Here is a 13914-nt window from a genome sequence, read left to right on the forward strand (position 1 = left end):
GGCTTGCCGTTTCCGCCGGCCCCGCCGGCACCCCCGTGGCCCCACAGGCCCGCCGAGCCGCCGGCCCCGCCGGCCTGCCCGAGCCCGCCGGATCCACCGTTGCCGCCGTTGCCGATCAGCCACCCGCCGTCCCCGCCGGGCTGCCCGGTCCCCGGCGCCCCGTTGGCCCCATTGCCGATCAGCGGGCGCCCGGTTAGCAGCTTGACCGGGCCCTGCGGGAGCCCCAGGCTCTGGATTTCACCGACCAACGTCGTCAGTGGGTCCGCGTTGGCCGCCTCCGTCGCCGCATACATTCCCGCGCCTGCCGTCAACGACTCCACGAATTGGTCATGAAAGGACGTCGCTTGGGCACTGAGCGTCTGAAACTCCTGGGCGTAGTTGCCGAACAACGAAGAAATCGCCGCCGAAACCTCATCCTCCGCCGCGGCCAATACCGATGTCGTCGGAGCCGCCGCCGCCGCGTTGGCCGACCTAATCGCCGATCCGATCCCGGCGATATCCGACGACGCTTTGCTGACAACCTCGGGAACTATCTGGACGAAAGACGGCATCTGCGGCTCCTTTGAAATGTGGATGGCGCGGGCGAAGCACAAGTATCCGAAAATCTACGCTTTCAGTTCGGATTCGGAAATGGTTTTGCGCCTCACAACGCCGTCTTTGCCAATTTCCGGCCGCCCGCGATAGCAATTGGCCCGAAAGCTCCCGGATAACTGCGCCGTATTCCCCACCGTGCGGCCGGTCGAAAAGCCGCCGCAATGGACGGCGCGGGATTAGTCCGGCAGATGCGGCATTTCGAAGCCGTGATCACGGCCGACCAAGACCGCCGGCGTGAGCGCGGACTTGCCGTAACGGCGGCGCACCCGGTCGATCGCATCGTCGATCTCGAGGCGGCCCGCCCCCTCGCCGAACGGCAGCATCAGCTGCTGCGCGCCGCTGCGGTCGATGCCCGATACCGCGAAGCCCACCAGCGTCAGCCCGCGCTGCGCGATCAGGGGCGCAGCGGACGCGACCAGCTGGCGCGCGGCGGCCAGGATGGGCTGGGTCGACGAGGTGGCCCACGGCAACGTGTGCGAGCGGGTCGCCCGGCCGAAGTCGTCGAAGCGCAGGCGCAGCACCACCGTGCGGCCGGTGCGCCCGGCGGTGCGCATCCGGGCGGTGATCCGGTCGATCAGGTTCACCACCACGGCGTCGACCTCGGCCGCCGACATGCGGTTGCCCGCACGGCCCAGCGCCCGCTGCGCCCCCACGGACCGCCGGCGCACGCCCGTGGTCACCCGGCGGCGGTCGATGTTGCGCGACAGCGCATACAGCTGGCGGCCCATCGCGGGCCCCAGCAGCGACGCCAGCGTCGACTCGCTGAGCTCGGCGACGTCGGCGACGGTGACGAGGCCGTGCGCGTGCAGCTTCTCGGCGGTCACCGCACCCACGCCCCACAACCGGCGCACCGGCAACGGGCGCAGGAACGTCAGCTCCTGATCGGGCGGCACCAGCAGCAGCCCGTCGGGCTTGGCTTCCTGGCTGGCGACCTTGGCGAGGAACTTCGTCCGGGCGATCCCGACGGTGATGGGCAGCCCGACGCGGCTGCGCACGTCGGCGCGCAGCCGATGCGCGATCTGGGTCGGCGTGCCGGACACCCGGCGCAGGCCGCCGACGTCCAGAAACGCCTCGTCGACCGACAACGCCTCCACGACCGGGGTGCAGTCCCGGAACACCTCGAAGACCGCGTCGCTGGCGCGGCTGTAAGCGTTCATCCGGGGCGGCACGACGACCGCGTGCGGGCAGAGCCGCCGCGCCTGCGCGCCGCCCATCGCCGTGCGCACGCCGTAGGCCTTGGCCTCATAGCTGGCCGCGAGCACCACCCCGCCGCCGACGATCACCGGCCGGCCGCGCAACGTCGGGTCGTCGCGCTGTTCGACGGACGCGTAGAACGAATCCAGGTCCGCGTGCAGGACGGACGCATCACACCGCACGAACATATGTTCGCACAGGGGTACGACGGGATCCGACGGTGGCGACCCGCTTCGCCCCGCTACGCCGCGCTTGCGATCGCCACGTAGCTAGCTGGCTAGCCGGATTCGCCGTAGATGCTGGTGACCCAGATGTGCGTCAGGGTGTCGACGACGCGGTCCTCGTCGACGGCCGGTTTCTCCGCCGAGAGCGCGGCCATCATCGTGCGTTCGTTCATCTGGTTGAGCGAGGTCGCGAGGTCGGCGGCGGGGATGGTCTCCGGGGCGGCGCCGCGTGCGCGCTCTGCGGTGATCATCGCCGCGGTCTGGTCGATCCACTTCTGCATGAATCCCAGCCACACGGACCGGAGCTCGGAGCTGGTGGCCAGCGCCTCCGTGGCGGCGCGCGCCAGCGTTCGGTGCGAGCTGAAGGCCGTGTAGAACGCCTTGATGCCGTTGCGCCACACCCGGCGCGGGTCTTCCGGCAGCCGTTGCACCGCCCCGTCGAACTCGGAGTCGGCGCGCGCGATAACCGGCTCCAGCAGCGACAGCAGCACGTCCTCTTTTGACTTGAAATAGAAGTAGAAGGTCGGGCGGGAAAGACCGGCTCCCTTGGCCAGGTCGTCGACCGAGATGGCGGCGAACCCCCGCTCTTCCAGCAGCCGCTCTGCGGTCGCCAGGATCGCCTGCTCGCGGTCGTCGCCAGAGGGGCGCATCGCGCGGCGGCCGCGAAGGGCGCGAGTGGTGCCGGCGGTAGTCACGGCCGTTACTTTACACGGAGTCGAAAGTTTCGACACATCGTTGACCGACTCAACAGTGTGTTGATAGCGTGGGCGCATGACTGAGCACCTTGACGTCGTCATCGTAGGCGCCGGCATCTCCGGCGTGAGCGCGGCCTGGCACCTGCAGGACCGCTGCCCCACCAAGAGCTACGCCATCCTGGAGAAGCGCGCGGCCATGGGGGGCACCTGGGATTTGTTCCGTTACCCGGGCATCCGTTCCGACTCGGACATGTACACGCTGGGCTTCCGGTTCCGTCCCTGGACCGAGCGGCAAGCCATCGCCGACGGCGGGCCGATCCTCGACTACGTCAAGGGCACCGCGGCCATGTACGGCATCGACAAGCATATCCGGCTCAACCACAAGGTCGTCAGCGCCGACTGGTCCAACGCGGAGGACCGCTGGACGCTGCAGATCGAAATCAACGGCGCGCCAAGCACAATCACGTGCACGTTCCTGTTCTTGTGCAGCGGCTACTACAACTACGAGCAGGGGTTCGCGCCGAAGTTCGCCGGCTCGGAGGATTTCCAGGGCCCCATCATCCACCCGCAGCACTGGCCCGAGGACCTCGACTACGCGGACAAGAACGTCGTCGTGATCGGCAGCGGCGCCACCGCGGTCACCCTGATTCCGGCGATGGCGGAGTCGGGTGCCAAACACGTCACGATGCTGCAGCGGTCACCGACCTACATCTTCTCGCAGCCGAAGCGGGACAAGTTGGCCGAGCGGCTCAACCGATGGCTGCCGGAGAAGCAGGCATACACCGCGATTCGCTGGCGGAACGTCCTGCGGCAGGCGGCACTGTACGGCGCCTGTCAGAAGTGGCCGCAGCGGATGCGAAAGATCCTGCTCGGCTTCGTGCAGCGCCAGCTGCCCGAGGGTTACGACGTGCAGAAGCACTTCGGCCCGCACTACAACCCGTGGGACCAGCGGCTGTGCCTCGTCCCCAGCGGCGACCTCTTCCGCGTCATCCGGACGGGCAAGGCCGACGTGGTCACCGACACCATCGACCGGTTCACCCCGACCGGCATCCGGCTCAACTCGGGTCAGGAGTTGCCCGCCGACATCATCATCACGGCAACGGGTTTGAACCTGCAGCTGTTCGGTGGCGCCACCGTGACCATCGACGGGCAGCCGGTCGACCTGACCAAGACGATGGCCTACAAGGGCATGATGTTGTCCGGGCTGCCGAACATGATCTACACCGTCGGCTACACCAACGCGTCCTGGACGCTGAAGGCCGACCTGGTGTCCGAGTTCGCCTGCCGCCTGCTGAACTATATGGACGACAACGGCTTTGACACCGTGGTCGTCGAGCACCCGGGTTCCGACGTCGAGGAGCGCCCGTTCATGGAGTTCACCCCGGGCTACGTGCTGCGCTCGCTGGACGAGTTGCCCAAGCAGGGCTCGCGCACGCCATGGCGGTTGAACCAGAACTACGTGCGCGACATCCAGCTGATCCGGCGCGGCAAGATCGCCGACGAGGGCCTGCGATTCGCCAAAAACCAGGCGGCCGTCTCGGTTTAGTCCGCTGCGGCGGTGACGACGATGCCGTCGTCGTCGCTGTAGGCGACGTCGCCGGGCGCGAAAGTCACTCCGCCGAGGCTGATTTCGACGTCGCGCTCGCCGGCGCCGGTCTTGGTGCTCTTGCGCGGATTGGTGCCCAGCGCCTTGATGCCGATGTCGATGCCACGCAGCGCGGCGGCGTCACGCACCGCGCCGTTGATGATCAGCCCGGCCCAGCCGTTGGAGCGGGCCAATTCGGCGATGACGTCGCCGACGAGCGCGGTGTGCAGCGAGCCGGAGCCGTCGATGACGAGTACCCCGCCGTTGCCCGGCCCCGACAGGACCGACTTCAGCAGCGCGTTGTCCTGGAAGCAGCGCACCGTGCTGATGGGCCCGGCGAATTCCGAGCGGCCGCCGAACTGGCGGAACTGAAGGTCGCAGCTGCGTACGTCGGATCCGATGGCGTCGACGAGGTCGGCCGTGGGCCGGAATGACACCGCCACCTCAGCGGCGCCGCAGCTGCCGGATCAGCAGGATCGCCAGCAGGCTGAGCGCAACGGCCACGATCAGCGGCACCGGGGATTGGCCTGGCGCGGCTGGCGCGGCCTGGGGCGCGAGCGGGTTGTTGGCGCCCTCCACGGTCGACTTTGCTTGTGCGGCAGCGTCTTTGGCGGCGGCGGCGAGTTCACCGTTGCTCTCGATGCGCTGCTGTATGCCGAGGGGCGGTGCGGGTGGTGGGGTCTTGGCCGGGGCCTTCTTGGCGGGCGCTTTTTTGGCAGCCGCCTTTTTCGCCGGTGCCTTCTTCGCAGGGGCCTTCTTAGCGGGCGCTTTCGCCGTCTTCTTGACGGCCTTGGCGGGAGGTTTCTTCTCCGGTGGGGTCGAAGCGCCGTCGGGTTCGCTGTTGGGTTGGTCCTGCGGGTCTGCCATGCGGCCGCTCCTTTGCAGCTTCTAAAGTTCTCTCGCGCGGGCCGGGTTGCTCGCGTCCCATCATGCCAGGAGGCGACGGACGGCCTCGCCGGCCAGGGCGCTCAGGGTCTGCGGCGCACCGCCCACCAGCCGCCGGCGGCGACCAGGGCCACGGCCGCCACCGCGAACGGCCACGCCGGGATGCCCCCGCCGCCGGCGGGGCCGGCGGTGGGCGGCCCGGGCGTTCCGGTGCCGGGGACCGTCAGCCGAAACGACCAGGATCCCGACACCACGTGGCCGTCGGCCGACGTCACGCGGTAATTCACCGTGTAGGTGCCGGCCGGGCCGAGCGGCCGCACGTCGACGCCGACGACCGCGCCCTGCACGCTTGGTTCCCCGCTGGACCACTGGTTGCCGTCGGGCCCGACGACCGTCATGGCCGCGAACGTCGTCTGCAATCGCTCGTTGAACGTCGCGCTCACCCGGCCGGGACCGGTCGTGAGGACCGCGTTGTCCGGGGGGTCGGCGGACAGCCGCGCCGCGTGTGCGGACGCCGGTTGTGCGGTGAGGATCGCGGTCGACATCATGGCGGCCAACAGCAGTCCCACCCAGGCGGCGAGCGCCGGGCGCGTCATGCCCGGCGGCGGAAAAGGGCGATACCGACACCCAGGGCAGCCAGCGCCAGCGCGGCGCCGCCGAGCACGCGCGCGGTGGTGTCCGATGACGTCGGCTGCGCGGCCGCCGCCGGATGGTGGTGCTCGTGCGGCGCCCCGGCCGCCGCGCTTAGTGCCAGCGCGGGTGCTGGGTGTTCCGGCTCACCGCCGCCGGCAAGCGGCGGCTGGTCCCACTTCACGACCGAGCCGTCGGAATACGTCTGGGTGGCGGGGAAGCTGACGGTGTCGGAGTCGGGCAGCTGCACCGAGACGCGGAACAGCGCGAATTGGTCCGGCGCGATCCCGGCGTTGGGCGCGGCCGTCCAGGTCACCGAGCGGACGGTCCCGGCCGTCGCGTCCCGGTCAAGCCGGGCCGTCCACCCGGGAAGGGTTTCGGTGCTCGCCGCGGCCACGTTGGGCAGGCTGACGGTCAGCGCGGTGGTCGCCGCGCCCGTATTGGATTCGTTGGGTACCTGGAAGGTGACGATCGCCATGGCGCCGCGGACGGGATTGTCACTGCTGGCGTGGACGTGCGCCCACGCCGCGGGCATGCCCGCCGCCGAAGCGAGATAGAGCGCTACGACAGCGATCAGGACGCGCGCTGCGGTCACGTCAGTCCGAGGCGCGCCATCAGATCCGCCTCGATGCCGTCGAGCTGCGACGAGATCGCCGCGTGGGCCGCCCGGCGTCGCGCCGCCGGCATGTTCTCCGCGGCGGTGACGGCCGCCGAGAGGTCGCTGAGCCGTTCGGTGATGACGCCGACGAACTGTTTGGTCTCGGCGTCTTTGGGCTTCCTCTCCTGCACCACCCGCAGCGACTTCTCCGACCCGGCGATCCGGGCCGACAGCTGGGCGCCCTGCCCGGAGAACTGGCCGATCTGCGCCAACGGGACGCCCAGCTGATCCGCGCGCCGCTGGTCGAACACCGCGCGGGCGGCCATGGCCCCGCGGTAGATCAGCGGTGTCAGGATGGGAGCGAGCAACCGGGATACGGTCAGCACCCGACGGATCCGAGTCGGCGACAGCAACTTGCCCTCCCGTGCGGTCTTGAGCTCGGCCTCGGCGACCTTCAACGCCGTGCGGTCGCTGTCCCGCTGCGATTTGATCTGCGCCTTGAGGGCCTTTTCGGCGGCGCGGCGATCGGCCTTGAGCCGGCGGGCGTCGTTCTTGGCGGCCAGCTTGGCCTCGAGCTTGGCGCGGGCCTTGATCGCTCGGGCCTCGGCGCGACGCGTCGCGCGGCTCTTTCGCTTGCGGAACAGGCCCATTCCCGGCCGCCTCCCGATAATCTCGCTGGCTCTCGTCGTCCATCGCCCGCGTGCGCGCGATCCGAACGCCAACCCTAATCGGCATCCGCCGCCGGCAGCCGGTCAGGTCGGGGCGTGCAGCGGCCTCGGGCCCGAGCGCCCGCTATGCGTCCAGGTGTTCGGCGCGGCGCAGCTCCTTAACCCGCTCCACGACATCCTGCTGCGCCTGCGGGGACAACCCGACCGCGGCCAGGGCGATGCGGCGCACACCGTCATCGCGCATCGTCGCCAGCCAGGACAACTCCTTGTCGAGCTTCTCGTAGTACTCGTCGTCGGTGAAGTAGGCCGGCTTGATCCGGAAGAAGTTGGCCAGGGCGGCCATGGTCGCCGACGAAGGATTGGTGCGGTTGCCCGAACGTAGCTGGGACAGGTAGGGAGCCGACATCGTGATGCCCTCCGCCTTGAGTGCCGCGATCACCTCCGCCGAGGTGTGCGGCCCGCGCCCTGGTGGATAAACCGTGTCGAACAAGCGATTCAGGCGGGCGGCGAACGTCGTGCTCATCGATATGACCTCCACTTGGCTGTAGAAGTGAACTATTGCCGAGGTGTATTTGCTGATCATGGTAGCGGCGGTTTGGGTCCGCATCCAGGTGCAAACCCCCGGTGGTTGGGTGCCGGCATTGCTGACAGCTGCCGAATACCCACTTGACGAGCGTCTAACTAATTCGCTGGGGTGTCCACTAAATAAGCGAAACTCACAGGTTATCCGCAGCGTTCGGGGTCGCGCCGGGCGTGGCGGGCCGTCGGCGACGCGGGCGGCCGTTCGCTTCGACCGAACATGCTGGGCAATTGCACGGCAACCAGCGCGCAACGCGCGCCCGTCGAAGACATCCTTTGCTGTCAAGTCGGTCACACGCCCGGAAAACGGGCCAGGGTGCACCAAATTGCCCCCGGAAGATACCCCTGGGGCGGTTCCGGAGTCGCGACAGCGTGAGGAAAGGGGCGCCGACGGCACTCTAGCCGATGTCCGGTGACCTCCCGGCGGGTGCGGCCTCTGTCCGGCGCCGCCGCAGAGTTTGCGCCGCGGCCACCGTCGCGGCGGCCAGCGCGACGGCGACGGTGACCGCGACGGCCACCGAGCGCAGCCCCAACGCGGTGTCGAACAGCATCCAGAGGCCGAACATCAGGAACAGCACCCCGGCCATGGCGTGCAGCAGCTGCTGAGGAAGACGCCGATGCAGCAACGTGCCGGCGGCGATCGCCAGCCCGTCGGCGAGAACCATCCCCAAGGTGGAGCCGACCCAGACGCCGGTCCAATCGTGATCGCTCGCCAACGAGACGGTCGCGAGCGACGTCTTGTCGCTCAGCTCGGCAAGCACGAAGGACGACACCACCGTCAGCAGCGCGAACCGGGATTCGCCCTTCGTCGAGACCGTCTCGTCGCCCGCAGTGCCTTCGCGCCAGGCCCACACGGCGAAGATCAGGAACGCGATTGCCGACGCGAACGCCATCGGGCGTGACGGGAACGTAGTGCCGAGGAAATGGCCGATCCACACCGTCACCCCGTGCACCAGGCAGGCGGCGATCGCCACGCCGGTGAGCACCACCCACCATCGGTACCGCAGCGCAAAGGTCATGGTGATCAGCTGGGACCTGTCGCCGAGTTCGGCGAGGAAAACCACCCCGAGAGTTAGCAGTGTGGCGGCGAGCATGGGAGGCGACCTTTCGACACGTCGTCGGTGATCCATGGGTCACCGAACATCGGTCGAAGGTCTCGCCCACCGGACCCTTGGGACCGGTTCGCCGGCCGGGCTATGCGCCAGTATGTCGACTCGACGATTCGGGGCTACTCCCCTTCGCTAACGATTCACAGGCTAGCGGGCGGGGTGGGACCGGCGCCAGGAAGGCGGCTGATTTCGGACAGCCGTATTCTTCGATTTGAATTCCCTTACGCGGCAAGCAGCATCGCCAGGATCGCCGTGTCCGGATGGCTGATCGGGTCGACGCCCACCCGGCTCACCATCGACGTGATGGTCCCGTCGGCCTCCGCTTCCACCCACGCGGCCCGGTGCTCCAACCCGAGATACGGCAGTCCCGGCAGCAGCACGCACCCCGACGCGGCCCCGTTGCATTCCGGCAACGAGGGCGTGGTTTCCGACGGCGGATGCAGCATCAGCAGCGCCGGGGGCTGGTGGTCGGCGAAATACCCTGGCTGGATGGCGGATTCGCCGAAAACGGTCCCCTCGGCCAGTACCAGGCCCACCGTGCCCGGCTCGGGTTCGTCGGGCAGCTCCTCGCGGGCGCCGAACACCGTTGTGGTGGAAAGCAATCCGGGCAGCGACGCGACCCGGACCGCCACCATCAGCAGCTGGGCCCACTCCTTGGTCGAATCGGGCCAGCGCCCGGAGATCACAAACCCCTTGAGGGCACCGCGGGCATGGAAGGGTGCAACCCCTATCGGCCGATCCGACCCAGTTTCCATCTCGACCTCCGCGCGACGCCTCGTTTCGAATAACCACGCTGGTAGCTCGAATAAGTAAGCATGACTGCGCCTTCGGCGCCTTGCAACCCGACACGGTCACTGTCATACATGTTTTCAAAGTGCCCAAATTCACGCGCGATAAACGACGGGGGCGCCGCGCGATTCCGCGCGACGCCCCGGCCGTTTCGAAATGAAGTCAGCCGGCGATCAGCCCCTGGGTTTTGGAGGTCGCGGCCGCATAGCGGTCCTGCACATCCGCCCAGTTCACCACGTTCCAGAACGCCTTGGCGAAATCAACCTTGACGTTCTTGTACTGAAGGTAGAAAGCGTGCTCCCACATGTCGAGCAGCAGCAGCGGCACGATCCCGAGCGGGAAATTCGACTGGTGGTCGTACACCTGGAAGATCAGCAGCTTGTTGCCCAGCGTGTCCCAGCCGAGTGCTGCCCAGCCCGACCCCTGCACCGTGGTGGCGGCGGCGTGGAACTGCGCCCGGAAGTTGTCGAATGACCCGAACGCGTCGTCGATCGCCGCGGCGAGCTCGCCCGTCGGCTTGTCACCGCCGTTCGGAGAGAGGTTCTTCCACCAGATGGTGTGGTTGACATGGCCACCCAGGTTGAACGCCAAGTTCTTCTCGTTCAACAGGATCGCGGCGTGATCGCCCTTGGCCCGCGCTTCCTCGAGCTTCTCCAGGGCGTCGTTGGCGCCTTTGACGTAGGTGGCGTGGTGTTTGTCGTGATGAAGTTCGTTTATCTGACCGGAAATGTGCGGTTCCAGCGCACCGTAATCCCAATCCAAGTCCGGCAAGTTGTATACAGCCACTGCATTCCTTTCTTCGGTTATCGTCTTGGCGCTCCTGCGCGGGGCTGCCACGCGGCCCAGCCGTAATCAACCCTGCTCCATGACCGCGCGCGCCGCAAGGACGGCCGCTGGGGAGAGGTACCCGGTGCGCGTTGATTCAATACAAGACGATGACGACAAGAACCGCGAGCAGTGCCAGCGCGAGCAGGGCGGCGCGCAACGCGGCGACGCTATAGCTGTGATTACAGGCAGGCGAGCCGGAATGCGAGTTCGATGGGGCCGGTGAACCCGGACCGAACGAATGCGTGGCCATCAAGCGCCTTTCACTGCACGTCCACCTCGATCAAGTGAGGTGAGTCACAACGATTTTTCGTGACGGTGATCATAACCCCTCGCGCTGCGGTTGGAAAACGCACTGCGTAACCGCGTGCCCGACGAGTGTGGAGCGGGCGCGCACCGCCGAGTCAGGTGGGCTGATCTGCGGGTGCTTAGCGGGGCAATGCATTTCGCTCTGGTAACCGACGGGGCTGTTTATGGCACAGCCGTACCAGCCGCGCGTTATCCACAGATGTGGTCCGCGGCAGTCGTTAAGGCCGTGTTGATGCCGTGCATACCCAAGGCAGGTTTGTGGATAAACCTGTGGAAACTGTGGATAGCCATGTGCAACTGTTGGTGTTGCCGCGGCCGCTTCCGGGCCACTTCCCAGGCCCGCATCGTCGCCAGCGCTGTGTTTGATTGCCCCGCTCCTGCGCGGGCCGCTTCGGCGGCCCGCATCGTCGCCGGGGCTAGGCTGGTGCCGTGATCCAGGTGTGCTCCCAATGCGGCACGCGATGGAACGTGCGCGACCGGCGACGCGACTGGTGCCCGCGCTGCCGCGGGGCGCTGATGGCGCCCCTGCCGGACACACCGGCGCCCGACCCGCGATGGAGTGCAGCGGGCAGCCCGCCGCCGGCCAGGCCGCCCGCGGCCCCAGCCTGGCAGCGCGCCGCGCCGCGGCTGCCGCCCGGGTTCCGGTGGATCGCGGTGCGTCCCGGCGCCGCGCGGCGGCGGCGGCGAGGCCGTCGGCTCCTGGGGCCCACCCCGCGCTACGCGGTGATACCGCGGTGGGGTCTAGCGGACCGCGTCGACCAGGCTCCCGCCGCGGTCGAAAAGCCTTCGCAGACAGGGCCATCCGCGCCGCTCGTGCGCACCACGCTGCTTTTGACCGTGCTGATTCTGAGCGCGGCCGCGCTGGTGTACGCCGCGCGGTATGCGCTGTTGGTGTACAACCGGAACACCCTGCTCAACTCGATCGTGGCGATCGTCGCGGATTGGCTCGGGGTGCTGGCCAGCGTCGGAGCTTTCGCGGCGGTGATCGTTTCCGGGGTCGTGCTGATCCGCTGGCTGATCGCGCGGCGCGCCGCCGCGTTCGCGCACCATGGCCTGCCGGAGCCGCGTTCCGTCCGGGCGCTGTGGGCCGGCTGCGCGGTGCCGTTCGCGAATCTGCTGTGGGCACCGGTGTATGTCATCGAGCTGGCAACCGTCGAAGAGCACTACGCCCGGGCCAAAAGACCGATCGTGCAGTGGTGGATCGGGTGGGTGGTCAGCTACCTGGTCTCGATCTTCGCCATCGGCACCAGCTTCGCCACCGACGCCCAGGGCATCGCGAATAACACCGTGCTGATGGTTTTCGCCTACCTGTTGGCGGCGATCACCGTGTCCGCGATCGCCCGGGTCTTCGAAAGCTTCGAGCGCAAACCGGTAGCGCGTCCCGCGCACCGCTGGGTCGTCGTCGAACCGGACCGCCCCGGCGAGCGCGTGTCGAGCGCTCCGGTTGAGTTGGAGGGGCAGGAACCGGCAGCATAGGGATATGACGTGGGCCGACGAGGTGCTCGCCGGGCATCCTTTTGTCGTTGCCCATCGCGGAGCTTCGGCCGCGCGCCCCGAACACACCTTGGCTGCCTACGATCTCGCGCTCAAGCAGGGCGCCGACGGCGTGGAGTGCGACGTGCGCCTGACGCGCGACGGCCACCTCGTCTGCGTTCATGACCGCCGCCTGGACCGGACCTCGACGGGAGCCGGTTTGGTCAGCACGATGACGCTCGCTCAACTGCGCGAGCTCGAATACGGCGCCTGGCACGACAGCTGGCGTGCGGACGGCACGCACGGTGATACCAGCCTGCTGACGTTCGACGACCTCGTTTCGCTCGTTCTGGACTGGCACCGGCCGGTCAAGATCTTCGTCGAGACCAAGCACCCGGTCCGGTACGGCTCGCTGGTGGAAAACAAGCTCCTGGCGCTGTTGCATCGCTACGGGATAGCCGCGCCCGCATCCGCCGACCGCTCCCGCGCGGTGGTCATGTCGTTTTCGGCGGCGGCGGTCTGGCGCATCCGGCGAGCCGCGCCGTTGCTGCCGACGGTGTTGCTCGGCAAAACGGCGCGGTACTTGGCGAGCAGCGCCGCCACCGCCGTCGGCGCCACCGCCGTCGGGCCGTCGCTGGCGACGCTGAAGGACTATCCGCAACTGGTGGATCGCGCCGTGGCCCAGGGCCGCGCGGTCTACTGCTGGAACGTCGACGAGTACGAGGACATCGACTTTTGCCGCGACGTCGGCGTGGCCTGGCTGGCCACCCACCACCCGGGTCGCACCAAGGCCTACTTGCAGCGGGCGCGCGCCGCCGACGGCAGCGTCTGATCAGCCCGGCACCGGCGCGTCCGAGGCCAGCGCCTCGAACAGCCGGCCGGCGGCGTCGTGGTTCCACACCACCACCGCGCCGGCGTCGCCCGTGGTGAACTCGCCGATCGGGACGGTCAGCGCGGTAGTCGGCCCGTGCAGGGCCCAGCCGAGTCGGGCCAGATCCCACACGTGGTCGCCCCGATCGACGGTCATGGCGCCCGCGGCCGCGCGGGGCACCGAGTACCAGCGAAGCGGGTTTAGCCAGACGGCCGGGCTGGCGGCGCGGTGCAGCAGCGCCGAGAGGAACTCGCGCTGGTTGGCCATCCGATCCAGATCCGCGCGCGGGGTGTCCCGCGTCCGGACGTAGCCCAGCGCATCGCGGCCGGACAGTTTCTGGCAGCCGGCCGGCAGGTCGATGCCGGCCAACGGATCGTTGATCGGCGCGGTCGGGCACACGGTGATGCCGCCCAGCGCATCGACCAGGCCCGCAAATCCGCCGAATCCGATCTCGGCGTAGTGATCGAGGCGCAACCCCGTCGCCCGCTCCACGGTCTCGGTCAGCAGGGGCGCCCCGCCGATCGCGAACGCCGCGTTGATCTTGTCTCGGCCGTGACCGGGGATGGGCACATACGAGTCGCGCGGGATCGACACCATCGTCGGCGGGGTGCGCGACCCGAACTCGGGGACGTGCACCAGCAGGATCGTGTCCGTTCGGCTGCTGCCGACGTCGCCGCCGGTTGCCAGCTCTTGCTGCTGCTCGGCGCTGAGGTCTAGGCGGCTGTCCGAGCCGACGATCAGCCAGTTCGTCCCGCGGCCGGCCGCGGGACGGTCGGGATAGTCGGTCAGCGCCTGCTCGCGCCGCAGCGTGGTGTCGAACCACAGGCCCCCGCCCACGATGCCCGCGCCGGCAAGCAGCGCGCCGATCAACACCGTGAGCGCCACC

16 protein-coding genes and 1 pseudogene are annotated in these 13914 nt (G+C 68.6%); 3 read left to right on the forward strand and 14 right to left on the reverse strand.

Features of this window, described 5'->3' with window-relative positions; all coding sequences use genetic code 11:
- The 3 genes from A9X00_RS06235 to A9X00_RS06245 form a co-directional block, all read right to left on the reverse strand.
- Window positions 1-551, reverse strand: a 551-nt coding sequence (locus tag A9X00_RS06235) for a PE family protein (protein WP_156771951.1), incomplete at its 3' end; no start/stop codon positions are given.
- Between the two features lie 219 nt (window positions 552-770).
- A complete protein-coding gene (gene dinB, locus A9X00_RS06240) occupies window positions 771-1976 on the reverse strand; it encodes a DNA polymerase IV (RefSeq protein ID WP_067150585.1) in 1206 nt (401 codons plus the stop codon).
- An 89-nt stretch (window positions 1977-2065) separates the two neighbouring features.
- Window positions 2066-2707, reverse strand: a complete 642-nt coding sequence (locus A9X00_RS06245) for a TetR/AcrR family transcriptional regulator (protein WP_067150588.1) — start codon at window positions 2705-2707, stop codon at window positions 2066-2068.
- 76 nt (window positions 2708-2783) lie between these two features.
- Here A9X00_RS06245 and A9X00_RS06250 point away from each other — a divergent pair, with 76 nt between their 5' ends.
- Window positions 2784-4253 carry an NAD(P)/FAD-dependent oxidoreductase gene (locus A9X00_RS06250; protein WP_067150591.1) on the forward strand — a complete coding sequence of 490 codons (1470 nt, stop codon included), beginning with the start codon at window positions 2784-2786 and terminating at the stop codon, window positions 4251-4253.
- Here the strand turns inward: A9X00_RS06250 and rraA are convergent.
- The 10 genes and pseudogenes from rraA to A9X00_RS31190 all read right to left on the reverse strand — a co-directional run bounded on the left by rraA (window position 4250) and on the right by A9X00_RS31190 (window position 10628).
- The gene (rraA, locus tag A9X00_RS06255; RefSeq protein ID WP_067150594.1) at window positions 4250-4735 is read right to left on the reverse strand and encodes a ribonuclease E activity regulator RraA; all 486 of its coding nucleotides are present in this window, start codon (window positions 4733-4735) and stop codon (window positions 4250-4252) included. The genes A9X00_RS06250 and rraA overlap by 4 nt on opposite strands.
- A 1-nt stretch (window position 4736) precedes the next feature.
- Window positions 4737-5159 carry a nucleoid-structuring protein H-NS gene (locus A9X00_RS32460; RefSeq protein WP_067150597.1) on the reverse strand — a complete coding sequence of 141 codons (423 nt, stop codon included), beginning with the start codon at window positions 5157-5159 and terminating at the stop codon, window positions 4737-4739.
- 101 nt (window positions 5160-5260) lie between these two features.
- Entirely contained in the window at window positions 5261-5773 is a 513-nt protein-coding gene (locus A9X00_RS06265) for a copper resistance CopC family protein (RefSeq protein ID WP_067150600.1), read from the reverse strand.
- Window positions 5770-6342 carry a YcnI family protein gene (locus A9X00_RS06270; RefSeq protein ID WP_082974740.1) on the reverse strand — a complete coding sequence of 191 codons (573 nt, stop codon included), beginning with the start codon at window positions 6340-6342 and terminating at the stop codon, window positions 5770-5772. The genes A9X00_RS06265 and A9X00_RS06270 overlap by 4 nt, the downstream gene beginning before the upstream one ends.
- Window positions 6343-6398: 56 nt before the next feature.
- Window positions 6399-7055 (reverse strand): DUF6474 family protein, encoded by a 657-nt coding sequence (locus A9X00_RS06275; RefSeq protein ID WP_067150606.1) that lies wholly within the window; start codon window positions 7053-7055, stop codon window positions 6399-6401.
- Between the two features lie 142 nt (window positions 7056-7197).
- The gene (locus A9X00_RS06280) at window positions 7198-7596 is read right to left on the reverse strand and encodes a helix-turn-helix transcriptional regulator (protein ID WP_066930409.1); all 399 of its coding nucleotides are present in this window, start codon (window positions 7594-7596) and stop codon (window positions 7198-7200) included.
- 484 nt (window positions 7597-8080) lie between these two features.
- Window positions 8081-8746: pseudogene (locus A9X00_RS06285) on the reverse strand (TMEM165/GDT1 family protein); the annotation flags it as partial.
- 236 nt (window positions 8747-8982) lie between these two features.
- Window positions 8983-9516 (reverse strand): peptidase, encoded by a 534-nt coding sequence (locus tag A9X00_RS06290; protein WP_067150612.1) that lies wholly within the window; start codon window positions 9514-9516, stop codon window positions 8983-8985.
- A gap of 196 nt (window positions 9517-9712) precedes the next feature.
- Window positions 9713-10336 (reverse strand): superoxide dismutase, encoded by a 624-nt coding sequence (locus A9X00_RS06295; protein ID WP_067150615.1) that lies wholly within the window; start codon window positions 10334-10336, stop codon window positions 9713-9715.
- 136 nt (window positions 10337-10472) lie between these two features.
- Entirely contained in the window at window positions 10473-10628 is a 156-nt protein-coding gene (locus tag A9X00_RS31190) for a hypothetical protein (protein WP_197515077.1), read from the reverse strand.
- Between the two features lie 485 nt (window positions 10629-11113).
- On the opposite strand from A9X00_RS31190, the gene A9X00_RS06300 reads away from it, so the two are divergent.
- On the forward strand, window positions 11114-12160 hold the full coding sequence (locus tag A9X00_RS06300; RefSeq protein WP_082974738.1) for a DUF4328 domain-containing protein: 1047 nt from the start codon (window positions 11114-11116) through the stop codon (window positions 12158-12160).
- 4 nt (window positions 12161-12164) lie between these two features.
- Window positions 12165-12989, forward strand: coding sequence for a glycerophosphodiester phosphodiesterase (locus tag A9X00_RS06305; protein WP_067150622.1), 825 nt, complete (start codon window positions 12165-12167; stop codon window positions 12987-12989).
- Here A9X00_RS06305 and A9X00_RS06310 read toward each other — a convergent pair whose 3' ends face one another.
- On the reverse strand, window positions 12990-13913 hold the full coding sequence (locus A9X00_RS06310; protein ID WP_067150625.1) for an LCP family protein: 924 nt from the start codon (window positions 13911-13913) through the stop codon (window positions 12990-12992).
- Between the last annotated feature and the right edge of the window lies 1 nt (window position 13914).

Origin of the sequence: Mycobacterium sp. 1245805.9 (genome assembly GCF_001672915.1) — a bacterium.
Classification (GTDB): domain Bacteria; phylum Actinomycetota; class Actinomycetes; order Mycobacteriales; family Mycobacteriaceae; genus Mycobacterium.